The following is a 3,990-nucleotide window of genomic DNA, read 5'->3' as shown; positions in this document are numbered from 1 at the left end:
GTGCAAGCCGACCGTTCTCGTCGCGCTCGACGATGGCGAAACGTGCCACCATCGAGAACAAGACGGACAGAAATTCCCCGCTTCTGCTCCATTGCCGATGTCCGAACGCCAGCATGGCCAGGAAGGTGAACAGCCAGTAGAGACCGGCGGCCAAGGCCAGCCGCGCCGGATCGTCGGGCGCCGGATCGATGAGTTCGAACCAGGCAAAGGCGAAAAACAGCAGGACGGCCGGCCAGCAGCCGAGCCATCGAGGTAGACGCCATCCTCCTTCATCATTTGCACCGAACAGGCGCGAGGCGAGACGCCACGGGCCAACCCAGGGGTTCAGCCATGACCAGAGATCGCCGAAGACGCCCTGCAGCAAGGTGATGCCAGCCCATAGCAGGGTCCAGATCACCAGAGGCAGCGGGTTGGAGAGCGGATCGCGACTGCCGAAAAGGCCTGCGGCGATGAGAATTGCAAAGCCGGCAAAGGATATCAGGCTGATCGCTGTCCGGAGGGCGTCGCCAAAGGCGAAGAGCGGCAGGCACCGGCGCCAGAAACGATCGAGCCTATTCGCCGGCAGCAGCGCCAGCACGAGGAAGCTGATGGCCACGGCAAAGGCGCCGCCGACCAGATAGTAGCCGGTGGGTAACAGCAGGACGTGGCCACGGTCGGAAGCGTGGGCCAAGGCGGGTGTGGGGAGGAGGATCAACGAAGTGACGAGGCAAATGAGCGGGATTCCCGCAGGGCGGCGTTCTACGACGCCCCCCTCTGTCCTGCCGGACATCTCCCCCACAGGTGGGGAGATTGGCAGTTCGGTCGATCGGCGCTTTTCTTGCGATGTTGAAAATTGGCGAAAGCGGAGATGAAGGCGGATCTCCCCCCAAGTGGGGGAGATGGCCGGCAGGCCAGAGGGGGGCGCCAAGGAACTCATCCTATCCAGATTGCCATCTTGGCTGGCGTGGCCACCCCTCACACCTTGACCAGTTGCTCCACGCGATCCTTCTCGCCAAAAATCCGCAAATAGCGCTCGATCTCTTTCTCATCACCCGTCGCCTTGGCCGGGTTGTCGGAAAGCTTCACCGCCGGCCTGCCATTGGCCTCGGTGACCTTGCAGACCAGCGATATGGCGTCGAGGCTGTTGGTTTCCGTCGGCGCGCAGCCTTCGAAATCATTGGTGAGGTTCGTGCCCCAGCCGAACGACATGCGCACCTTGCCCTTGAAGTGGCGGTAGGTCTCCTCGATGGTTTCGACCTCGAGCCCGTCGGGGAAGATCAGCAGCTTCTGCCGGGGATCCTTGCCCTTGTCGCGCCACCAGGACAGGATTTTTTCGCCGCCTTCGATCGGCGGCGCGCTGTCGGGGCGAAAGCCCGTCCAGTCGGCCACCCAGTCCGGCGCGTCGCGCAGGAAGGAGGCGGTGCCGAAGGCGTCGGGCAAGACGATCAGCAGATTGCCGCCATAATAGCGCTGCCAGTCCTGCAGCACCTTGTAGGGTGACTGTTTCAGTTCCTTTTCCGAATTGGCGAGGGCGGCGAACACCATCGGCAGTTCATGCGCGTTGGTGCCGAGGGCTTCGAGGTCGTTGTCCATCGCCAGAAGCACGTTGGAGGTGCCGGTGAACGCCTCGCCGATGCCTTCCTTCAGCGCTTCGACGCACCAGCGCTGCCACAGGAAGGAATGGCGCCGGCGCGTGCCGAAATCGGAGATGCGGATGCCGGGCAGCGCCTTCAGCCGCTCGGTCTTGGCCCACATCTTGGCCTTGGCGCGGGCATAGAGCACATCGAGGGCGAACGGGCCGAACGCCCGCATGGCCGCGCGCGAGCGCAATTCGTTGATGATCGCCAGCGCCGGGATTTCCCACAGCGTGGTGTACATCCACGGCCCGCTGAAGGTCAGCTCATACTGGCCGTCGCGCTTCGACAGCTCGTATTCGGGCAGCCGGAAATTCTCCAGCCAGGCGAGGAACTCCGGCTCGAAGATCTGCTTGCGGCCGTAGAAATTATTGCCGCCGAGCCAGATCATCTCCTTCTTGGAGAAGCGCAACGTGCGGGCATGGTCAAGCTGCTCGCGCAGTTCGCCCTCATCGATCTCGTTGGCAAGGCGCACCGAAGTTGTGCGGTTGATCAGCGAGAAGGTGGTGTCGACCTTGGGATACATGCCCCAGATCATCTGCAGCATCAAAAGCTTGTAGAAATCCGTATCGAGCAGGCTGCGCACGATCGGATCGAGCTTCCAGGTGTGGTTGTAGACCCGCCGCGCAATATCGGTCTTAGCCATGTTTCAACACCGCCTTCGCTGCCTGCCATCCACAACCGCGACAGGCCTCATAGCATCGAATTGGCCAAAGCGCTGCCCGGTTTCAGGCTGGCCCGACAAAAAGAAAACCCTGCATGGATTGACGATCACCGACGGTCGCTGGCAAGCACGGGCCGATCTCAGCTTCCGGTCTTCGCGCCGATGACCCTGAGCGCCGGACGCTTGCGGCGGCTGACGATGCGGCCCGCCACCGGTGCGTCGGCGCGGCCGTCATCCCCGGCCTTCTCGGCAAACAGCCAGTCGATGAACACCTGCACGATCGGCGTCGCCCGCATCTCGTTGCGGCAGACGACATAGAAATCGTCGACCGCCGGCACCGACAGGCTGAACGGCGCCACCAGCATGCCCCTGGCCAGCAGCGCGCTTGCCGTCACCGAATCGCCCAACGCCACGCCATGGCCATGCACCGCCGCCTCGGTCGCCATGCGCGCATCGCCAAGGTGATGGCGGCGGCCCCGCTCCAGGTCCAGCGCATCGGCGGCCGCCAGCCAGGTGTGCCATTCGCGGCCGTCGTCGCCATGCAGGAAGACATGGTCGGCAAGGTCCCTGACGCTGCGGATCGGGCGGTTGTTGATCAAGGTCGGGCTGACCACGGGAAACAGTTCGAGGCCCGACCATTTGCGCATCCAGCAATCGGTCCAGCTGCCGTCGCCATAATGCACGCAGACATCGATGGTCGGCGCCCGCAGATCCTTGGGATCGTTGGAAGGGATAAGTGTCAGCCTTATGTCGGGATATTGCGCCATGAAACTGCCGAGCCGCGGTGTCATCCACAGCAACAGCAGCGCGGGCACGCAGGAGACTGAAAGAGTGCCGCTGCTCGCCGGCCTTGTCATGCGCTGGGTGGCGGCTGCGATGCTGTCGAAGGCGGTCGATACCGCCGGCAGCAGTTCGGCGCCGTGCGGTGTCAGCTTGACCCGCTGGCCGACCCGCTCGAAAAGCTTGACGCCGAGCGAGTGCTCGAGCGCCTTGATCTGGTGGCTGATGGCGCCATGCGTGACATTCAGCTCACTGGCCGCCTTGGTCAGCGAGCCATGCCGGGCCGTTGCCTCGAAGGCGCGCAGCGGATTGAGGGGCGGCAGGCGGTTGGTCATGAGCATCCATTGAAGCACGATCCCGAAAAGTGGAGACCGGTTTTCGGATAAGATCGTGCTCAGAGTTGATTGTGAGATTTTCTCACAGAAAACACCCTAACAATATCAATTGATTTTTCAATGCCGCTGCCAGACACTTGAGGCCGGAACAGCATCAAGACGTGAAATCTGCAGGCAGCCAGCGGGACAGCGACCCGGCCGGATGACGGTCAGTTCGCCAGGCATCGCCAACGGCCGCACTGCATCAGCCCGCAGGAGGAGTGCAGATGGGTTACGATCGCGGCAAGCTCGACGCGTTGCGTCGCAAATATGGTGAAAGCCATGGCGGCGAAATGTTCGACCCGAAGTTCCGCAAGGTCGCCGACAAGATATTTTCCAAGAGCGGCACGCGGCTGGCGCCCTATTCCGGCATTCCGACCTTCCTCGCAGCGCCCTACCGCGAAATATCAGCCGACAATCCGGATTTCGGCGATTTGCAGGTGGCGATGATCGGCGTGCCGATGGATCTCGGCGTCACCAACCGGCCAGGCTCGCGTTTCGGGCCGCGCGCTCTGCGCTCCATCGAGCGCATCGGTCCCTACAATCACGTGCTGGAATG

Annotated in this window: 3 protein-coding genes and 1 pseudogene; 1 reads left to right on the top strand and 3 read right to left on the bottom strand. The window is 62.8% G+C overall.

What is annotated here, in order from left to right; genetic code table 11:
* The 3 genes and pseudogenes from EN935_RS25490 to gcvA form a co-directional block, all read right to left on the bottom strand.
* Window positions 1-769: pseudogene (locus EN935_RS25490) on the bottom strand (hypothetical protein); the annotation flags it as partial.
* A 185-nt stretch (window positions 770-954) separates the two neighbouring features.
* Window positions 955-2,259, bottom strand: a complete 1,305-nt coding sequence (pncB, locus tag EN935_RS25485) for a nicotinate phosphoribosyltransferase (protein ID WP_127373731.1) — start codon at window positions 2,257-2,259, stop codon at window positions 955-957.
* Window positions 2,260-2,417: 158 nt separating this feature from the next.
* Window positions 2,418-3,392, bottom strand: a complete 975-nt coding sequence (gene gcvA / locus EN935_RS25480) for a transcriptional regulator GcvA (RefSeq protein ID WP_127262600.1) — start codon at window positions 3,390-3,392, stop codon at window positions 2,418-2,420.
* A gap of 266 nt (window positions 3,393-3,658) precedes the next feature.
* On the opposite strand from gcvA, the gene EN935_RS25475 reads away from it, so the two are divergent.
* On the top strand, window positions 3,659-3,990 hold a 332-nt coding region (locus EN935_RS25475; RefSeq protein WP_206534566.1), incomplete at its 3' end, for an arginase family protein.

The sequence above is a fragment of the Mesorhizobium sp. M7D.F.Ca.US.004.03.1.1 genome (genome assembly GCF_003998635.1).
In the GTDB taxonomy this organism is placed as follows: Bacteria; Pseudomonadota; Alphaproteobacteria; order Rhizobiales; family Rhizobiaceae; genus Mesorhizobium; species Mesorhizobium loti.
This window is presented reverse-complemented; position numbering and strand designations above follow the sequence as displayed.

What these genes read in the sequence shown, in the direction of transcription:
- gcvA (WP_127262600.1), bottom strand. Translation starts at nt 3,392, where the DNA reads ATGACCAACCGCCTGCCGCCCCTCAATCCGCTGCGCGCCTTCGAGGCA.
- pncB (WP_127373731.1), bottom strand. Translation starts at nt 2,259, where the DNA reads ATGGCTAAGACCGATATTGCGCGGCGGGTCTACAACCACACCTGGAAG.